Genomic DNA, 16,034 nt, shown 5'->3' on the forward strand with positions numbered 1-16,034 from the left:
AACTCTTCCGGATAAGGCTTGGGCACAGCGACATCCTTCCCACCCGCCCCACAGGGCAAGCCAGTTCAGATGTCACCCAATCGTGCAGCAGACCCGTACGGAACGGAACCGGGGTTCGGTGACTTCGCAGTCAGACATACGGCCACTCCTCTCTTGCACCACACATACGCAGCACCGAACGCGTCTGTACGGATGCGCTGCGTAGCGATCTACAAGCGAGCATCGCACAGAGAACTCTCACCATGTAACTTCTCACGAGGATCCATAGGGTGAATCTGATGGCGGGGCCGCGTTCGCACTGCCCTAGCCTGTGAGGCAGTCCGGGCCTCCGCCCGGCACCTGGCGAGGGAGCCGCATGGCCGAACGAACCACCACCCGGCGACGCCAACTAGGCGCGATGATGCGCAAGTTGCGCACACGTAAGGGCCTGACCCTTGAGGAGGCCGGGCAGGCCGTCGGCGTATCCAAGGCAACGGTCAGCCGTTACGAGACTCAGTCCGGGCCGGTCAAATGGATCGTTGTCGACGCGCTGTGCCGCGAGTATGGAGCAACTGACGCTGAACGTACGGCTGTTGTCGGACTGGCCAAGGACGCCAAGCAGCAAGGCTGGTGGAGTTCCTTCGCCGACTCGATCCCCGAGAGCATGAATCTGCTGCTCACGCTTGAGGACGAGGCCGTACGAGAGAGTCACTTTTCCTGCGTCTACGTTCCCGGCCTCCTGCAGACGCGTGCGTACAGCACCGCGTTGCAGAAGGCGAACGAAGTACCCCTGGAGCCAGCCGAGATCGAGCGGCTGGTCGATATCCGCATGAGGCGGCAGGAGATTCTCGCCCGCCCGAAGCCGTTGCAGCTGTGGGCAATCCTCGACGAGTCCGTCATCCGCCGGGTAGTCGGGTCGCCGCAGGCCATGAGGGAACAGCTCGACCGCCTGCTCGAAGCGAGCGAGTCACGGCACATAACGCTTCAAGTGCTGCCCTTCTCGAAGGGAGCCCATGCCGCCGCGCTCGGGAGTTTCGTGATGATCGGTGGCACCGAACCGGCGCTCGACGTCGCGTACGTGGACTTCCACACAGGCTCCCTCTTCCTGGAAAAGGACGAGGAACTGGAGCGGTACAGACTTGCGTTCGAGTACCTGCGCGCGCAAGCGTTGGACATGGAGGCGTCCTCCGTCATGATCCATCGCGCCCGCAAGGAGTTGTGAATGCCCGTCGGCCTCCAGCCCGCTTCCGAGCCTGCCTGGTTCAAGTCGTCGTACAGCGGCGGTAACACGACCGAGTGTGTGGAAGCGTCTTTCACACCGAGCGGTGTCCTCGTACGGGACTCCAAATACACGGGTGGCCCCATCGTCGCGGTATCAACCGCCGTATGGCGAACCTTCATACGCCACCTGCCCGAACGATGAGCGGCGGAACCAACGAAGTGATCGCCGACGGCGCAGGACGTCACCCCGCAGTCGGCCTCAAGTCGACAGCGAGGGGGTAGCCGATCACTTTGGCCGCCTCGATGACCGTCTCGGCATCAACCGACGGGTTCAGGGCAGCAACGTCCCGTCGCCCGAGCGGGCGCAGGTCGTAGATGTGGCGGAGTGCCTCGATGTCCGCCGGCACCTCGTAGTAGTCCTCGGCGAACGTCTGGAACGCCTCGGGGGTCGGGTCGAGCAGCAGCTCGAAGAGCCGGTTCGAGCCGTCGGGGTCCGGGTGGCCCTCGGGGAAGGTGATCCGGCCCGTCTCCCAGGACGGGGTGTCCGCCGCGCGCCACAGGCACACCGTCACCACGGGGCACCCGTCCTCGTCCGTGAAGGCGGGCTCCTCGACGTGGCGCCGGAAGGCCTCGGGCACCGAGTCCAGCACTCCGGGCCAGGGCCGCGGCACGTCCTCATGGTGGTACGGGCTCAAGGGGGACTCGTGGTCGAAGCCTCGGATGTACGCGCCGTCGGGGGCGAAGACCATGTCGTACTCGTCGCCGGAGCCGTTCCTCATCAAGGCCGCTTCCTCGGTTTCCGACCACTGGGGGCTGTACGAGTAGACGCACTCGCCGTCGGGATTCAGTATCGCCTCGGCCATGGCCATCGATCGGCAGAGGTCCTTCAGGGTGTCGATGCCGGGCAGGGCGGCGGCGATGTCTCGGGCTGTCATGCGGGCCATCCAAACGGGTGCCACCGACAGTGGGTCCGGGGTGGGTCCGAGCAGTGGCCGGGACTCGCTCGGCCTACGGCCACCCGCGCCCCGCCGGGCTCCGGCATCGGGTTAGCCTCGGGTGACGAACAAGGAGGCAGCAATGGCGAAGGTACCGGCCGCGATGGTGGCCGCCGGGGGGCTTGTCGGTGGGTACGGCGTCGCCCGGTGGACGCGGAAGCGGCAGCTCGGCGGGGTCGTGCTCGCCGTCGCCGGGGTCGCCGCCGCGCGGCAGTGGAAGCAGGAGGCCGGAGGCGTGGCCGCCGGGGCGCTGACCGCCGGTTACGTCGCCGCGTTCGCCGGGTCCCATCCGCTGGCCAAGAAGGTGGGCGCCTGGCCCGCCGTCTTCGGCGTCGCCGGTGCCATGGCCCTCGCCTCCTGGGCCGTGGCCGACCGACGGGCCTGAGTCCGGCCCCAGGGGCGCACGGCACGGTCGGCGCCGCCTCAGCCCCGGCCGGGGTCACGTGCACGCCCGCTCGTACGCCACGGCAACGCTTCAGGAGGCCGACTCCTCCGCCCCCCGGAACGCCCTCCGGTACGCGTGCGGGCTCGTCCCCACCACCCGTTTGAAGCGGTCCCGGAATGACGTGGGGGAGCCGAAGCCCGCCTGGGTGGCGATGCGTTCGACCGGGTAGGTGGTCGTCTCCAGGAGGTACTGGGCGCGGCGCACCCGGGCCCGGTGCAGCCACTGGAGCGGGGTCGTGCCGGTCTGTTCGCGGAAGCGGCGGTTGAGGGTGCGGGTGCTCATGCCGGCGTGGACCGCGATGTCCTCCAGGGTCAGCTCCCGCTCCGCGTTCTCCTCCAGCCAGTCCAGGAGCGGCTCCATGGTCGTGCCCGCCGGTGCCGGCGGCTGGGTGTGGACGATGAACTGGGCCTGGCCTCCCTCCCGTTCGAGGGGCATCACGGACAGCCGGGCGGCGTGCGCGGCGACGGCGGAGCCGTGGTCCTTGCGGATCATGTGCAGGCACATGTCCAGCGCCGCCGCCGCGCCCGCCGAGGTCAGGAACTGACCGTTGTCGACGTAGAGCACGTTCGGGTCCACGGTCACCGCCGGGTGCCTGGCCGTCAGCTCCGCGGCCGCGACCCAGTGCGTGGTCGCGCGCAGTCCGTCCAGCAGGCCGGTGGCGGCGAGGACGAAGGCCCCGACGCAGATCGAGGCGATCCGGGTGCCGTTCGCGGCCGCCGCGCGCAGCGCCTCCGCGACGCCCGGCGGGAGCGGGGCGGACGGGTCGGCGACGCCCGGCACGATGATCGTGTCCGCGTCGGCCAGCGCCTCCAGGCCGTACGGGGCACGCAGGGTGAACGCGCCCGCGCTCACCTCCGCGCCCGCCGTGACCGAGCACACCCGGGTCCGGTACGCCGGGCGGCCGTCGGGCAGCCGGGCCCAGCCGAAGGTGTCGATCGGTGCTGCGAGATCGAACGGGATGACCTGGTCGAGAGCCAGTACGGCCACGGTGTGCATGACCAGAGCCTAGGCGTACGCCAGGTTCTCGCCATGCCCGCACAATGGGTCCCCCGTCGTGCCGACCCGTACGAGCGGGCGTGCCGGGGCGCTGATGCCCTTACCCCTCATCAGGCCCCACCAGGCCCTCACCAGGACGGACTCGGCCGAGAAGCCTTGAGCGGAAGCCCTGGCCGGAATCCGTTGGCTCCTGGCAAAAGTGCCGCTTCTCCGTGATCGGCCCGACCGCCTAACGTCACCCCGTGACCAAGTTCCTCCTCGCCGTCCACGTCATCGCCGCGATCGTCGCCATCGGGCCCGTCACCGTCGCCGCGAGCATGTTCCCGCCGGCCGCGCGCAAGGTTCTCGACGCGCCGGACGACCCGGGCGCCCTCGCCACCGCCCGACTGCTGCACCGCATCTGCCAGGTGTACGCCGTGGCGGGCGTCGTCGTCCCCGTCTTCGGGTTCGCCACGGCGAGCGACATGGGCGTACTCGGCGACACCTGGCTGATCGTCTCGATCGCGCTGACCGCGCTGGCCGCCGTGGTCCTCGCCGTGCTGGTCCTGCCCCGGCAGAGCGCGATCCTGGAGGGCGCCGAGAAGGCGGGTATTCAGGAAGGGGACCGGAAAGGGGACCAAGAGGCGGCCGTCCCCGGCGTCCTGGTCCAGCAGGGGACGCTCCGCGATGTGGCCGTGGACCGTGCGGCGACCGTCCGGCTCGCGATGTTCACCGGGATCTTCAACCTGCTGTGGGCCGCCGTCACCGTCCTGATGATCATCCGGCCCGGGTCCACGACGGGCGCCTAGCCGACTCCCCCGACCGGTACGGACGGCAGGCGTCCGACAGTCACCCCGACCGGTACGGACGACAGGTGTCCGGCAGCCGCCCCGACCGGAACCCGCCGCACCCGTTCCGGCAGGCGTTCCGGGACCCTAGGATCCCCGCCATGGAAGCAAACCAGCAGCAATCCGCCGCGAGCACCTATCTGGCCTTTGTGGAGCGGCAGCTGACTGCCGACGGGTGTGCCACGCGGTGGGAGGACTGGGCCGGGATGCCCGTACTCGTGGGGCGGCGGGGCGAGTTCCGGATGCGTTGGATGGGGACGAAACTGCACCTGTTCACGGTGGCCGCGGCCGTCCCGGAGATAACCGTGCAGGCCGTCTCCGGGTTCACCGACCAGGTGATGAAGTACGCCAAGGACACCAAGGGCGGTCTGCCCGTCGGTTTCCAGAACGGCATCGGCGCCTTCCCGTTGCTGGTCAGCGACCGGGTCGATCCCGCGGCCGTGCAGTGGGCCGAGGCGCAGCAGCGGGTCAAGTTCGCCTGTATGACACGGCCCGTCGTGGTCGACAGTTCGCGCCAGTACGTGGGGATGTACCGCGGCAAGCCGGTTCTCGGGCGCGTCTACGCCTCGTACTTCAACGAGAAGAGCTCACGGTACTTCTACGGACAATGAGAGGGCCTGTGCCGTCCGGTCGGCCCCGGTGCCTCACCGCAGGCCGGCCAGGGCCCGTTCCTCTTCCATGGCGTCCACCAGGTCCGGCCTGAACTGCCGTGCCACCGCGCTCACGGTCAGCACCGCGGTGGCCCCGAGCAGCGTGACGGCCGCCCAGGTCAGCGGCCACACCCCGGCGAAGCCGTCCGCGGGGTCGGGATGGGTCCGCAGCGACACGTAGAGCAGGATCGCCGGAGGTGCCGCCACCAGGAGCAGCGGCCAGGCCAGCGCGTCCCGGAGTCCGAAGTGGACGGCCAGGAGCAGCAGGACCGCGGCGAGGGCGAGGACGCCCATGCCCGTCACCGGGGTGGTCTCCACATCGGAGCCCGGTGACTCGAGGCGGTTGCGCAGGTCCCAGGGAAGACAGACGAGGTACGCCGCGCAGGAGAGGGCGGCGCCGAGCACACGCGTCAGCCAGCGTTCCGGCCAGGGGCGCGTTCGCAAGGGGCGGAGCAGTTTCTCGGTCATGCGTACGAGGATTCCGCGCCCGGCGATGCCGCGACAGAGTACGCGTACTCAGAAGCGCCGCCTCGGAAAGGAAGGACTGCCCGTACGGGCTTCTCGCACGGGCTTCTCCTACGGGTTTCTCGTACGGGCATCTCGTACGGCCTCTCCGGGTTCTCGTCCTTGGGCCGGCTAGGCCCCCAGCGCCCGTGACACCACGTAGATCAGCAGTCCGGCCAGCGAGCCGACCACCGTGCCGTTGATCCGGATGAACTGCAGGTCGCGGCCGATGTTCGCCTCGATCTTCCGGGTGGTGTGCTCGGCGTCCCAGCCCGCGACGGTGTCCGTGATGAGCGAGGTGATCTCCTTGCGGTACGTCGTCACGACGTACACGGCGGCGCCCTCCACCCAGCTGTCCACCTTGGCCTGGAGCTTGGGTTCGGTGGCCATCCGGGCGCCGAGGGACAGCAGGGAGGCGCGCACGCGCAGCCGCAGCTCGCTGCGTTCGTCCTCGGCCGCGGACACGATCATCGACCGTACGGCCGTCCAGGCGGAGGCGATCAGGTCCTGGACCTCGCCACGGCCCAGCACCTCGCCCTTGAGGCGCTCCACGCGCGCCCGCGTGTCGGTGTCGGACTGCAGATCGGCGGCGAAGTCGGTGAGGAACCGGTCGAGGGCACCGCGGGCCGGGTGCGACGGGGAGTCACGCATCTCGGTGACGAAGCGGAGCAGTTCCTTGTAGACCCGCTCGCCGACCTTCTTGTCGACGAAACGGGGGGTCCAGCCGGGCGCGCCGCCCTGGACGGCGTCCATCACCTGGGCGTCGTGGAACACCAGCCAGTCGTGGGCCCGGGCGACCACCAGGTCGACGAACCGTTTGTGGCCGCCGTCCACGACGATCTTCTCCAGCATCTTCCCTATGCCGGGCGCGATCTCCTGGGCGTCCGCGCGGCGGGTGATCGCCTCGCCGACGACGGCCTGGACGTCGGAGTCGCGCAGCACGGTCAGCGCGCCCCGGAGCGCGGCGGCCAGTTCGGCGGTGACCCGGTCCGCGTGATCGGGGTCGGCGAGCCAGGCGCCCAGTCTGCTGCCGATGCCGACCGCGCGCAGCCGCTGGCGGACGACCTCCTCGGAGAGGAAGTTCTCGCCGACGAACTCGCCCAGCGAGACGCCCAGCTGGTCCTTCTTCGTGGGGATGATCGCGGTGTGCGGGATGGGCAGGCCGAGCGGGTGCCGGAAGAGGGCCGTGACCGCGAACCAGTCGGCCAGCGCGCCGACCATGCCCGCCTCGGCGGCCGCCGCGACATAGCCGGCCCAGGCGCCCGCGCCCGCGTCCGAGGCCCACTTGGCCAGGACGTAGACGAGGGCGACGAAGAGCAGCAGGCCGGTGGCGGTCGCCTTCATCCGGCGCACTCCCCGGCGCTTCTCCTCGTCGGCGGGGCTGAAGGTGTTCATCGCCCGGCCCGGCGGGGCGGGGGCCGTCCGGCCCTTCGCGATGTCGATGTCGATGTCGGTGTCGGTGTCGATGCCGGGGTCCGAAGCACCCCGTGGGTTCCCGGCGCCCCCGATGTTCCCGGGGTCCGAAGCGCCCCGGGGGTTCCCGGTGTTCCCAGGGGTCCGGGCACCCCCGGTGCTCCCGGCACCCCCGGTGTCCGAAGCGTCCCCGGTGTCACCGGCGTCCCCGGCCGTGCCGGGACGGGCATGCTCTTCCATGCCGTCCGCTCCATCCGAATTCGTGCGTCCCATTCACTCCACCCGTTCGCAGGCCCGATCACGCCCCGTACGCATTGTCCCTTTCTCCCCCTCCTCTTCCCCTCCTCTTCCTCTCCTCCTCACCGACTCCTGGAACGGCGCGGGAGTTCCCGGCGTCCTTCCGGACGGGGAATCGACCAGGAGGTCCCCAAGGGACGCTTCGGGGGGCGCGTCGGAGTCCTCGCACCCCATGACGCATCATGGAGTGATCACATCGGAGCCTCGGGCTCCCTCGTCCGAGGAGAAACGCACCGCATGACCAAGCGTCATGGTTATGCCCTGCTCGCCGCGATCCTTGCCGTGGTCGTGGTCCTTTCCGCGGCCATATACATCGGCGCCGCGGCCGACGACGGCAGCGGCGGCGCCAAGACCACCGTCGCCAGTGGCCACACGTCGCACGACGCCGCCCCCGCCTCCACCGGCACCTGGGTCGGCGCCTGGTCCACCTCCCCGGCCGGGGCCGAGCCCGGCACGGAGCCGGACGGACTGGCGGGCCGCTCCGTGCGCAACGTCGTGCACACGGCCGCCGGGGGCACGAGTGCCCGTATCACGCTGTCCAATCTCTACGGGCAGTCGCCGCTGGTCATCACGCACGCCACGATCGCCGTCGCCGCGACCGCGAACAACGCCGCCGCCGCGGCCGACACCATGCGCCGCCTCACGTTCGACGGCGCCACGACGGTCACGGTCCCGGCCGGCGGACAGGTGATGAGCGACGCCGTACGCATGCGCATCCCGCACGGCGTGGACGTCCTCGTCACGACGTACTCGCCGACCCCGTCCGGCCCCGTCACCTACCACCCGCGCGCCCAGCAGATCTCGTACGTCGCCGACGGCGACCGCACCGAGGACGTCAGCGCCGCCCCGTACACCGAACAGAGCCCCTACTGGCGCTACCTGACCGCGCTCGACGTCCTCAGCGACGAGGCCACGGGCACCGTCGTCGTCCTCGGCGACTCGCTCACCGACGGCATCACCTCCACCGTGGGGGCCGACCGCCGCTGGACGGACGTCCTCGCGGAGCGGCTGCGCGCCTCGGCCGGATCCGGTGACACGCCCCGCTACAGCGTCGTCAACCAGGGCATCAGCGGGAACCAGATCCTCGCCGCGGGGTCCGGACGGCCCGCCGACAACCCCAGCGGGCTCAGCCGGTTCGGACGGGACGTGCTCGCCCGGACGAACGTCAAGGCCGTCGTCATCGACCTCGGCGTCAACGACATCCTGCGCAACCCGGACCAGGTCGACCCGAGCACCGTGACCGACGGCCTGCGGACCCTCGTACGGCAGGCGCACGCCCGTGGACTGCGGGTCGTCGGCGCCACCCTGATGCCCTTCCAGGGGCACCGCGGATCCACGGACGCGCGGGAGGCCGTGCGCCAGGCCGTGAACGCGGAGATCCGGGCCGGGAAGGTGTACGACGCCTACGTGGACTTCGACGCCGCGCTGCGGGACCCGTACGACCCGCGCCGGCTGCGGCCCGACTACGACTCGGGCGACCATCTGCACCCCAGCGACGCGGGGTTCCGGCGGATGGCCGAGGTGTTCGACCTGAACGACCTGAAGGGGTCGGCTCCGGCGGAACTGTGATCCGGCGGAGGCCGACGGCCGACACCGTTCAGGAGCCGCCGCGCCGTCGGCGGCAGACGCTGTCCCGTGGTCACCGCGCCGCCGGCGGCCCGCTGTTCAGGAGCCGCCGCGGACGGCCCGCTGTTCAGTAGTCGCCGCGCCGCCGGCCCTCCCGGCGTTCGCGGTGCCGCTCCCTGCGCTCCTCGTGGCGCAGGCGCCGCTCCTCATGACGCTCACGGCGCTCCTCGTGCCGCTCGCGCCACAGGTCGCGGGCCTCGTCGACCGCGTCGAGCACGTCGTCGAGGTCGCCGCCCCGCGAGCCCTGCAGTTCCTTGCGGGCCTCCCGGCGCTCCAGCCTCTCCTGGCGCCGCTCCTCCTTGAGGCGCTGCCGCTCGGCGCGGGTGAGCTTGCGCTCGACACCGACACCGCCCCAGAACGCGAAGCCCGTGACGACCACCCGGGGCGCGCCGGGGTCGCCCGGCCGGCCCTCCTCACGGTGGTCGAAGCCGCCCATGATGCCGATACCGCGGACGACGACCTCGACCCCGGGAGGCACGACGACGTTCAACCCGCCCATGAACGCGACACAGTTGATGACGACCTCGCGGTCCGCGAAGTTCGCCTCGCGCAGGTCGATCTCGCCACCGCCCATGAAGGCGAAGGAGTTGAAGCGTTTCGGCACCGTCCAGCGGCCCTTGCGCTCGAAGCCGCCCAGAACCGCCACGCCCCACGAGGACGAGCCCTCGCCGCCGACGATCCGGGAGCCCCAACTTCCTTCGTCCACGGGCTGCTTGACCATGGAGATCCGAGGGGCCGTCGCCGCTCCCGGCAGATCGCGGGTGATCGGCGTCAACTCGCCGTAGGTGCGGGCCGCGTACGTCGCCTCCAGCCGCTCCTCGAACTCCTCCATGTCGAGACGGCCCTCCGCGAGGGCGTCCCGCAGCTGTTCGGCGACTCGTTCACGATCGGCGTCGGAGGCACGCAGCTCCGGGAGTTCGTCGGTCATGGACAGCAGCCTACGAGGTCCCCCGCCCGCGGGCCATCCGGCCCGCCCCCGCAACTGCCGTCCTACGAAACCGTTTTCCCGGCGTACATACGGCTGATGACCGCCTCGATGTCCGGCTCCCGCACCGAGAGGTCCACCAGCGGATAGTCCGCCGCGATCCGCGCCACCAGCGGGGCGGCCGACATCGCGGCCGGGAAGGCCAGCCACTGGCGCGGCCCCTCCACCTTCACCACCCGCGCCGACTCCGTCTCGATCGGCGGCAGTTCCCGCTCCAGGTCCACCACCAGGGTCCGCTCGCTCTCCCCCACCGCGTGCAGCCCGCTCAGCGCGCCGTCGTACATCAGCCGCCCGTGGTCGATGACCATCACCCGCCGGCACAGCTGCTCGATGTCGGTGAGATCGTGCGTGGTGAGCAGGACGGTCGTGCCGCGTTCGGCGTTCAGGTCCCGCAGGAACGCGCGGACCCGCACCTTGCTGACCACGTCGAGCCCGATCGTCGGCTCGTCGAGGTAGAGCACCTCGGGGTCGTGCAGCAGGGCCGCCGCGATGTCGCCGCGCATCCGCTGCCCCAGCGACAACTGGCGCACGGGCACGTCCAACAGGGCGCCCAGCTCCAGGAGTTCGACACAGCGGTCGAGGTTCTCCCGGAACCGCGCGTCCGGCACCCGGTACATCCGGTGCATGAGCCGGTAGGAGTCGATCAGCGGGAGGTCCCACCACAGCGTCGTACGCTGCCCGAACACGACACCGATGCGGCGCGCGACCCGCGTGCGCTCGCGGGACGGGTCGAGACCGGCGACCCGCAGCCGGCCGGCGGACGGGGTGAGGATGCCGGTGAGCATCTTGATCGTGGTCGACTTGCCGGCGCCGTTCGGGCCGATGTAACCGACCATCTCACCGCGCTCGACGGTGAACGAGATCGAGTCGACGGCCCGGACCTGCCGCCGCTCGCCGCGCAGGAACCCCGTCCTCCTGCGCACGTCGAAGACCTTCTCGACCCCGTCGAGCTCGATGAGGCGGTTCCCCGGCCCCGCTTCCCCGCCCGGAACCGCCGATTCCCTGTCTGCGGCGATGGCCACGACCGTTTCCCCTAACTTCCCGTGCTCCGGTAGGCGCGCAGCCCCGCGCGCCAGGCGATCCCGGCCAGCGCGCAGCACAGCGCCGCCACGACCGGTGGTGCGAACGCGACCCACGCCGGCAGGTCGAGCGGATAGGGCCGCCCCAGCACGTACAGCGCGGGCAGCCAGTTGACGAAGGCGAGCGGGAGGACGAAGGTCACCCCGCGCAGCATGTCCTTGGCGAAGACGGTCGGCGGGTACTGCAGGAGCGTGTTGCCGCCGTACGTGAAGGAGTTCTGCACCTCGGAGGCGTCCTGGGCGACGAACTGGAACGCCCCGCCCGCCACGAACACCGCCGAGAAGATCCCCGCGCCGCTCAGCAGCATCATCGGCATCATCAGCACCTTGAGCGGTGTCCAGTGGATGTCGAGGACGGCGAGGGCGTAGCCGAGGACGAGGAGCCCCTGGGTGATCCGGCCGAGGCGGCGCAGCGCGAACCGGTCCGCGGCCACCTGCGCGAGCACGGGCGCGGGACGCACCAGCAGCGTGTCCAGCGTGCCGTCGCGCACCCGGCGCCCCAGCCGGTCCATCGAGCCGAGCGCGAGGTCCGCGAACCCGAACGCGACCCCGGACACCCCGTAGAGCAGGGCGACCTCGGGCAGGCTGTAGCCGCCGAGCCGGTCGACCCGCGAGAACATCAGCAGGATCGCCACGAAGTCGAGGGCGGTCGCCGCGAAGTTGCCGAAGGCGGTCATCGCGAACGAGGCCCGGTAGGCCATCGTGGAACGGATCCACATCGCGGTGATCAGCCGGTAGGCGCGCAGCCCGTCCCGCAGCCGTTCGTACGTCCCCTGCCGCTCGAAGGGGTGGACGTCCACCACACGGACGGCCGTCTCACGGACCGCCGTCCCACCTGACTCCACCGGGTCAGCCACCCTGCACCACCACCCTTCGCGTCGCCACCGACTGGACCAGCCGCCCGGCCGCCAGCAGCCCGACCGCCCAGGCCGCCTGCATCGCGTACGTGCCCAGCGGATCCGCCGTGCCGAGCAGGACGTCCACCGGCGCCTGGATCAGCGACGACCACGGCAGCGCCCGTACGACCTCGCCGAGCGCGCCCGGAAAGACGTTCAGCGGCAGCAGCATCCCCGAGCAGAAGATCCCCGCGATCGAGGTCAGCTGGGCCACCCCCGCGCCGTCGAGCAGCCAGAACGCCGACAGCGCCACCAGGAAACGGATCGCGAACCCGACGACCACCCCGAGCGCGACCGCGACCAGGAAGGCCAGCCAGGTCAGCGGATCCGAGGGCAGCGCCAGGTCGAAGACGAACGCGCCGAACAGGAGCGGGACCACCCCGCGGCCCAGCAGATGGAACAGCGCCCGGCCCATGTCCTGGGCGAGCCACCACATCTGGAGATCGGCCGGCCGGTACAGGTCGATCGCGATGTCACCCGTACGGATGCGTTCGATCAGTTCGTCCTCGAAGCCGCCGCCCATCATCGCGACCACCATCAGCAGCCCCTGGCTGACCCACACGTACGTCAGCGCCTGCGCCTGGTCATAGCCGCCGAGGTGCGGCTTGCTGTCCCACAGGGCGATGAACAGGTACGCCAGGATCAGCCCGAAGACGGTGTTGGTGAAGACACCGGCGGCAGTGGCGACCCGATAGGTGGCGTACCGCCGGAACCCGCTGCCCGCGACAGCCGCGTACAACCGCGCCGTGCCCACAACCCGTCCCTTTCCTCCACGTTGAGCCAAAGCGCAGGAGCCTAGCCCCGGCCCGCCGTGGCCCGCCAGGCATTTTCCGGCGCGACACGTGCCGGGATCGGGGAACGGAACACATGACGCAAGAGTCCTCAATACTGGGTGAACCAGACATATAAGGGCGTACGGCACCGTACGACGCGAAACAGGAGTCCGGCGAACAGATGAGCGACGAGCCGCAGCAGCGCAGCCAGGGCTGGGCATCCAGGGAACCGGGAGCGGGCCCCCGCCCGGATCCGGACCCCGCGGCAGGACCGCAGCCAGGCCCGCGTCCGGGGCCGGAAACAGGACCGGGAGCAGGGCCGGGCGGGCCCGGCACGAAGCAGAAGCCGAAGGCGAAGCAGACGGCCAAGCCGAAGCGCAAGCCCCGGCCGAAGCGGACCGGCCTGCGCAGACTCGTCCCGACCTGGCGCATGCTGCTCGGCACCGTCCTCGGCACGGCCCTGTTCCTGGCCGGCCTCTTCGCGCTCGGCTACTTCCTCGTCAAGATCCCCTCCGCGAACGCCGCCGCGGTCAAACAGAGCAACGTCTTCCTGTACGCCGACGGCAGCCAGCTCGCCCGCGACGGCGACGTCAACCGCGAGAACGTCGCACTGGAACACATCGCCAAGAACGCCCAGCACGCCACCCTCGCCGCCGAGGACCGCGACTTCTACAGCGAGTCCGCCATCGACCCCAAGGCGATGATCCGCGCCGGCTGGAACACCGTCACCGGCAAGGGCCGCCAGTCCGGCTCGACCATCACCCAGCAGTACGTCAAGAACTACTACCTCGGCCAGGAACAGACCGTCACCCGCAAGGTGAAGGAGTTCTTCATCTCCATCAAGCTCGACCGGGAGAAGAGCAAGGACGAGATCCTCGAGGGCTACCTCAACACCAGCTACTACGGCCGCAACGCCTACGGCATCCAGGCCGCGGCCCAGGCCTACTACGGCGTGAACGCCCGGGACCTGACCGTCGGCCAGGGCGCCTACCTCGCCGCCCTGCTCAACGCGCCCAGCGAGTACGACGTGATCGCCCACCCCGAGAACAGGGCCGGGGCCCTCGCCCGCTGGAACTACGTCCTCGACGGCATGGTCAAGCAGAAGTGGCTGACCCGGGCCGCGCGCGCCCGGGTCTCCTTCCCGAAACCCCGACAGGCCAAGGGAACAGCGGGCCTGTCGGGCCAGCGCGGCTACCTCGTCCAGGCCGTGACCGCCTATCTGACCTCCAACCGGATCCTCGACGAGGACACGCTCACCCGCGGCGGCTACCGCATCACCACCACCCTGCAGAAACCCAAGCAGGACGCCTTCGTGAAGGCCGTGAACGACCAGATGATGGACCAGCTCGACAGGAAGAACCGCAAGGCGGACACCTACGTCCGCGCCGGCGGCGTCGCCATCGACCCCGCCAGCGGCAAGGTCCTCGCGATGTACGGCGGCATCGACTACACCCGGCAGTACGTCAACAACGCCACCCGCCGCGACTACCAGGTCGGCTCCACCTTCAAGCCGTTCGTCTTCGCCTCGGCCGTCCAGAACGGCTCGCTGACCCAGGACGGCCGCGCCATCACCCCGAACACCGTCTACGACGGCACCGACCAGCGCCCCGTGCAGGGCTGGAACGGCAGCGGCAGCAGCAGCGGCTACGCACCGGAGAACGAGGACGGCAAGTCGTACGGCGACATCTCCGTGCGCACCGCCACCGACAGGTCGGTCAACTCGGTGTACGCGCAGATGGCCGTCGACGTCGGGCCCGCGAACGTGGAGAGGACCGCCGTCGCCCTCGGCCTGCCCGCCGACACCCCCGACCTGACCGCCTCCCCCTCCATCGCGCTCGGCCCCGCCACCGCCAGCGTCCTCGACATGGCGGAGGCGTACGCCACCCTCGCCAACCACGGCAGGCACGGCGCGTACACCCTCGTCGAGAAGATCACCAAGGACGGATCGGAGAACGTACCGCTGCCCGCCCCGGACAGCGCGCCGACCGACCGGCAGGCCGTGAGCCGCGAGGCCGCCGACACGACGACCGACATGCTCCAGGGCGTCGTCGACGGCGGCACCGGACAGGCCGCGCAGAACGCCGGCCGGCCCGCCGCGGGCAAGACCGGCACCGCGGAGGAGGACACGGCCGCGTGGTTCGCGGGCTACACCCCCGACCTCGCCACCGTCGTCGCCGTCATGGGCCAGGACCCCGACACCGGCGCCCACAAGTCCCTGTACGGCGCCCTCGGCCGGGCCCGCATCAACGGCGGCGGCTACCCCGCGCAGATCTGGGCCCAGTTCACCCAGGACGCCCTGGAGGGAACCGAGGTGTCGGACTTCGACCTCCAGCTCCAGCCGGGCGCGGAGGAACCGGAGGAACCCGCCGACGACACCGGTACGCCCGACCCCACCGGCAGCCAGGACAGCGGCGGCGGGCAGAACAGCGGCGGCGCGAATGGCGGCGGCACGAACGGCGGCCAGGACGTCTACGGAACCCAGGGCGGAGCGAACGGCAGCAGGCCGGCGCCGACGCACGGCAGGACACCGGACCGGGGCCGGAGCCAGGGACCGGACCGGGGCCGGAGCCAGGGACCGGCCCACGGCGGGACCGGCGGCACCGGCACCTCCGGCGGCACGAGCGGCACGCACACCGGCGGTCCCCACACCGACGCCCGCACCGACACCCACACCGGTGGTGCCACCACGGGCGGCGGCACCACCGGGACAGCGCCCCGGGACAGCGGCGCGGGGTCGGCGGCGGTCAGATCCCCAAGTCCTTGATGATCTTCGCCACGTGTCCGGTCGCCTTCACGTTGTACAGCGCCCGCTCGACCTTGCCCTCCTCGTCCACGACCACCGTGGAACGGATGACACCGACGACCGTCTTGCCGTACAGCTTCTTCTCACCGAAGGCCCCGTACGCCTCCAGGACCGTCTTGTCGGGGTCGCCGACCAAGGTCACCTTCAGGGACTCCTTCTCACGGAACTTGGCGAGCTTCTCGGGCTTGTCCGGCGAGACACCGATCACGTCGTAACCGGCACCCGCCAGCAGGTCGAGGTTGTCCGTGAAGTCGCAGGCCTGCTTCGTGCAGCCCGGGGTGAGGGCGGCCGGGTAGAAGTAGACGATGACCTTGCGGCCCTTGTGATCGGCGAGGGAGACCTCGTTGCCGTCGGCGTCGGGCAGGGTGAAGGCGGGGGCGGTGTCGCCGGGCTGAAGTCGCTCGCTCATCGGAACCTCACGTGGCCGGGGGATGGAATGGGGTGTGGATGTGGATACGGAACGAGCGTAGTGGGGGGTGCCGGGGGGTGCGGTCCGGTACGAACTGACAGACTGTCCGAATCAGGGAGTCACTACACGACCACGG

General features: G+C 70.6%; 16 protein-coding genes. 7 read left to right on the forward strand and 9 right to left on the reverse strand.

From position 1 onward, the window contains the following. Nucleotides 1-355: 355 nt before the first annotated feature. Together ACH4S8_RS38045 and ACH4S8_RS38050 are read left to right on the forward strand one after the other, a co-directional pair. A complete protein-coding gene (locus ACH4S8_RS38045) occupies nucleotides 356-1,201 on the forward strand; it encodes a helix-turn-helix domain-containing protein (protein WP_398402610.1) in 846 nt (281 codons plus the stop codon). Continuing rightward, nucleotides 1,202-1,402 carry a DUF397 domain-containing protein gene (locus tag ACH4S8_RS38050; protein WP_398402612.1) on the forward strand — a complete coding sequence of 67 codons (201 nt, stop codon included), beginning with the start codon at nucleotides 1,202-1,204 and terminating at the stop codon, nucleotides 1,400-1,402. A gap of 40 nt (nucleotides 1,403-1,442) precedes the next feature. Here ACH4S8_RS38050 and ACH4S8_RS38055 read toward each other — a convergent pair whose 3' ends face one another. Beyond that, nucleotides 1,443-2,135 carry a hypothetical protein gene (locus tag ACH4S8_RS38055; RefSeq protein WP_398402614.1) on the reverse strand — a complete coding sequence of 231 codons (693 nt, stop codon included), beginning with the start codon at nucleotides 2,133-2,135 and terminating at the stop codon, nucleotides 1,443-1,445. Nucleotides 2,136-2,277: 142 nt separating this feature from the next. On the opposite strand from ACH4S8_RS38055, the gene ACH4S8_RS38060 reads away from it, so the two are divergent. Beyond that, the gene (locus ACH4S8_RS38060) at nucleotides 2,278-2,580 is read left to right on the forward strand and encodes a hypothetical protein (RefSeq protein ID WP_398402616.1); all 303 of its coding nucleotides are present in this window, start codon (nucleotides 2,278-2,280) and stop codon (nucleotides 2,578-2,580) included. A gap of 90 nt (nucleotides 2,581-2,670) precedes the next feature. Here ACH4S8_RS38060 and ACH4S8_RS38065 read toward each other — a convergent pair whose 3' ends face one another. Then, nucleotides 2,671-3,636, reverse strand: a complete 966-nt coding sequence (locus tag ACH4S8_RS38065; protein WP_398402618.1) for a GlxA family transcriptional regulator — start codon at nucleotides 3,634-3,636, stop codon at nucleotides 2,671-2,673. A gap of 242 nt (nucleotides 3,637-3,878) precedes the next feature. Between ACH4S8_RS38065 and ACH4S8_RS38070 the strand changes: the two genes are divergently transcribed. Both ACH4S8_RS38070 and ACH4S8_RS38075 read left to right on the forward strand, forming a co-directional pair. Then, nucleotides 3,879-4,424: a hypothetical protein gene (locus tag ACH4S8_RS38070; protein ID WP_398402620.1), complete on the forward strand. Its 546-nt coding sequence runs from the start codon at nucleotides 3,879-3,881 to the stop codon at nucleotides 4,422-4,424. Nucleotides 4,425-4,564: 140 nt separating this feature from the next. Further along, nucleotides 4,565-5,074, forward strand: coding sequence for a levansucrase (locus tag ACH4S8_RS38075; protein ID WP_398402622.1), 510 nt, complete (start codon nucleotides 4,565-4,567; stop codon nucleotides 5,072-5,074). A 33-nt stretch (nucleotides 5,075-5,107) separates the two neighbouring features. Here ACH4S8_RS38075 and ACH4S8_RS38080 read toward each other — a convergent pair whose 3' ends face one another. After that, entirely contained in the window at nucleotides 5,108-5,581 is a 474-nt protein-coding gene (locus ACH4S8_RS38080; protein ID WP_398402624.1) for a hypothetical protein, read from the reverse strand. 168 nt (nucleotides 5,582-5,749) lie between these two features. Continuing rightward, on the reverse strand, nucleotides 5,750-7,270 hold the full coding sequence (locus tag ACH4S8_RS38085; protein ID WP_398402626.1) for a DUF445 domain-containing protein: 1,521 nt from the start codon (nucleotides 7,268-7,270) through the stop codon (nucleotides 5,750-5,752). 294 nt (nucleotides 7,271-7,564) lie between these two features. Here ACH4S8_RS38085 and ACH4S8_RS38090 point away from each other — a divergent pair, with 294 nt between their 5' ends. After that, entirely contained in the window at nucleotides 7,565-8,896 is a 1,332-nt protein-coding gene (locus ACH4S8_RS38090) for an SGNH/GDSL hydrolase family protein (RefSeq protein ID WP_398402628.1), read from the forward strand. A gap of 124 nt (nucleotides 8,897-9,020) precedes the next feature. On the opposite strand, the gene ACH4S8_RS38095 is transcribed toward ACH4S8_RS38090, so the two are convergent. From ACH4S8_RS38095 to ACH4S8_RS38110, 4 genes are all read right to left on the reverse strand, one after another. Further along, entirely contained in the window at nucleotides 9,021-9,881 is an 861-nt protein-coding gene (locus tag ACH4S8_RS38095) for a DUF1707 domain-containing protein (RefSeq protein ID WP_398402630.1), read from the reverse strand. A 62-nt stretch (nucleotides 9,882-9,943) separates the two neighbouring features. Beyond that, nucleotides 9,944-10,954, reverse strand: a complete 1,011-nt coding sequence (locus tag ACH4S8_RS38100; RefSeq protein WP_398402815.1) for an ATP-binding cassette domain-containing protein — start codon at nucleotides 10,952-10,954, stop codon at nucleotides 9,944-9,946. A 17-nt stretch (nucleotides 10,955-10,971) separates the two neighbouring features. Continuing rightward, on the reverse strand, nucleotides 10,972-11,820 hold the full coding sequence (locus ACH4S8_RS38105) for an ABC transporter permease (protein ID WP_398402817.1): 849 nt from the start codon (nucleotides 11,818-11,820) through the stop codon (nucleotides 10,972-10,974). Nucleotides 11,821-11,866: 46 nt separating this feature from the next. After that, nucleotides 11,867-12,667 carry an ABC transporter permease gene (locus tag ACH4S8_RS38110; RefSeq protein WP_398402632.1) on the reverse strand — a complete coding sequence of 267 codons (801 nt, stop codon included), beginning with the start codon at nucleotides 12,665-12,667 and terminating at the stop codon, nucleotides 11,867-11,869. A gap of 200 nt (nucleotides 12,668-12,867) precedes the next feature. Between ACH4S8_RS38110 and ACH4S8_RS38115 the strand changes: the two genes are divergently transcribed. After that, on the forward strand, nucleotides 12,868-15,450 hold the full coding sequence (locus ACH4S8_RS38115; protein WP_398402634.1) for a transglycosylase domain-containing protein: 2,583 nt from the start codon (nucleotides 12,868-12,870) through the stop codon (nucleotides 15,448-15,450). Here the strand turns inward: ACH4S8_RS38115 and bcp are convergent. Continuing rightward, nucleotides 15,431-15,898 (reverse strand): thioredoxin-dependent thiol peroxidase, encoded by a 468-nt coding sequence (gene bcp / locus ACH4S8_RS38120; RefSeq protein WP_037619171.1) that lies wholly within the window; start codon nucleotides 15,896-15,898, stop codon nucleotides 15,431-15,433. The genes ACH4S8_RS38115 and bcp overlap by 20 nt on opposite strands. Nucleotides 15,899-16,034 lie beyond the last annotated feature (136 nt).

Source organism: Streptomyces sp. NPDC021080 (assembly GCF_044333225.1).
Classification (GTDB): domain Bacteria; phylum Actinomycetota; class Actinomycetes; order Streptomycetales; family Streptomycetaceae; genus Streptomyces.

Excerpts from the sequence above, each read along its gene's own strand:
- ACH4S8_RS38045 (WP_398402610.1), top strand. The coding sequence starts at position 356 with ATGGCCGAACGAACCACCACCCGGCGACGCCAACTAGGCGCGATGATG.
- ACH4S8_RS38050 (WP_398402612.1), top strand. The coding sequence starts at position 1,202 with ATGCCCGTCGGCCTCCAGCCCGCTTCCGAGCCTGCCTGGTTCAAGTCG.
- ACH4S8_RS38055 (WP_398402614.1), bottom strand. The coding sequence starts at position 2,135 with ATGACAGCCCGAGACATCGCCGCCGCCCTGCCCGGCATCGACACCCTG.
- ACH4S8_RS38060 (WP_398402616.1), top strand. The coding sequence starts at position 2,278 with ATGGCGAAGGTACCGGCCGCGATGGTGGCCGCCGGGGGGCTTGTCGGT.
- ACH4S8_RS38065 (WP_398402618.1), bottom strand. The coding sequence starts at position 3,636 with ATGCACACCGTGGCCGTACTGGCTCTCGACCAGGTCATCCCGTTCGAT.
- ACH4S8_RS38075 (WP_398402622.1), top strand. The coding sequence starts at position 4,565 with ATGGAAGCAAACCAGCAGCAATCCGCCGCGAGCACCTATCTGGCCTTT.
- ACH4S8_RS38080 (WP_398402624.1), bottom strand. The coding sequence starts at position 5,581 with ATGACCGAGAAACTGCTCCGCCCCTTGCGAACGCGCCCCTGGCCGGAA.
- ACH4S8_RS38085 (WP_398402626.1), bottom strand. The coding sequence starts at position 7,270 with ATGGAAGAGCATGCCCGTCCCGGCACGGCCGGGGACGCCGGTGACACC.
- ACH4S8_RS38090 (WP_398402628.1), top strand. The coding sequence starts at position 7,565 with ATGACCAAGCGTCATGGTTATGCCCTGCTCGCCGCGATCCTTGCCGTG.
- ACH4S8_RS38095 (WP_398402630.1), bottom strand. The coding sequence starts at position 9,881 with ATGACCGACGAACTCCCGGAGCTGCGTGCCTCCGACGCCGATCGTGAA.
- ACH4S8_RS38115 (WP_398402634.1), top strand. The coding sequence starts at position 12,868 with ATGAGCGACGAGCCGCAGCAGCGCAGCCAGGGCTGGGCATCCAGGGAA.
- bcp (WP_037619171.1), bottom strand. The coding sequence starts at position 15,898 with ATGAGCGAGCGACTTCAGCCCGGCGACACCGCCCCCGCCTTCACCCTG.